Source organism: Capnocytophaga sp. oral taxon 329 str. F0087 (genome assembly GCF_000213295.2).
GTDB classification, from domain to species: domain Bacteria; phylum Bacteroidota; class Bacteroidia; order Flavobacteriales; family Flavobacteriaceae; genus Capnocytophaga; species Capnocytophaga leadbetteri_A.
Genome location: NZ_KN389997.1, coordinates 47,311 through 48,448 on the forward strand (window position 1 = coordinate 47,311; position 1,138 = coordinate 48,448).

The following is a 1,138-nucleotide window of genomic DNA, read 5'->3' on the forward strand; positions in this document are numbered from 1 at the left end:
TTCAGTATACCTACGATACTCATAACAACTGGGTGAGTGCCGTGTACTTCGTGAATGGCAGTCCCACCCAAATTATAGAACGAACCCTTGACTATTATGAATAAAATTCACCTTTTTGGTGTACGACACCTTTCGCCTAATGCTGCTACGCATCTGCTGCAATTCTTAGACAAGCACAAACCTAAATGTATCCTCATAGAGGGTCCGGCTGATGCTACTCCGTTAATGCCCCAAATGGCTCAGAAAGGGGTGAAGCCACCTATCGCTATGTTGGGCTATACCACTGAACTGCCTATAGAGACGGTACTCTATCCGTTTGCTTCTTATTCGCCTGAGTACCAAGCTATTTGTTGGGGGGTAAAGAAGAAAGCTACTCTTCGGTTTATAGATTTGCCTTCGGAAAATATGCTAAAACTACGCCAAGAGCAACCCTCGGAAGAAGAGGGCGAAAAGGCAAAGGCTTTCTATACCTATCACAATAGTCTGTACAAGCAATTAGCAGAGCAAATGGGCGAAACGGACTATGAAAATTACTGGGAAAGGCACTTTGAGCATCGGCAAGAAAAGGATAGCTTTGCCCCTACCCTTGCGCTGCAATCGGAAGAAATGCGCAAGATGGTAGTAGATAAGGAATGCGAGGAAGCTCCGTTTGACTTTTCGTACAACCTTATTCGCGAGGCATATATGAAGCGTGAAATAGCGCAGGCTTGCACCGAGTTTAAGCCTGAGGAGATAGTGGTAATCGTGGGGGCTTATCATCTATCGGGTATAGAAAACGACTTGCCTGCGATGACTGATGAGGAGCTGAAGAAGTTGCCTAAAGCCAGCAGTCAGCTTACCCTAATGCCTTATTCGTATTTGCGCCTAAGCAGCCGCACGGGGTATGGAGCGGGCAATATGGCTCCTTATTACTTTGAGCTGATGTGGCAAGCGATGCAGCAAAACACTATGGATAAATTGGCGGCTACTTATCTGACTAAAGTTGCCAAGATATTGCGCTCGCAAGGGCAAAACGCCTCGTCTGCCAGCGTGATAGAGGCGGTGCGCCTTGCCAATGTGCTATCGGCAATGAAAGGGGGTGAATATCCTGTATTGGAAGACCTACACGATGCGGTTATCACTTGCTTTGGCGGTGGTG

Annotated in this window: 1 protein-coding gene; it reads left to right on the forward strand. The window is 47.1% G+C overall.

Going from position 1 to position 1,138, the window contains the following annotated elements; genetic code table 11:
• Nucleotides 1–96: 96 nt before the first annotated feature.
• A partial coding sequence (locus HMPREF9074_RS04905) for a DUF5682 family protein (RefSeq protein WP_034539856.1) occupies nt 97–1,138 on the forward strand: 1,042 nt, incomplete at its 3' end.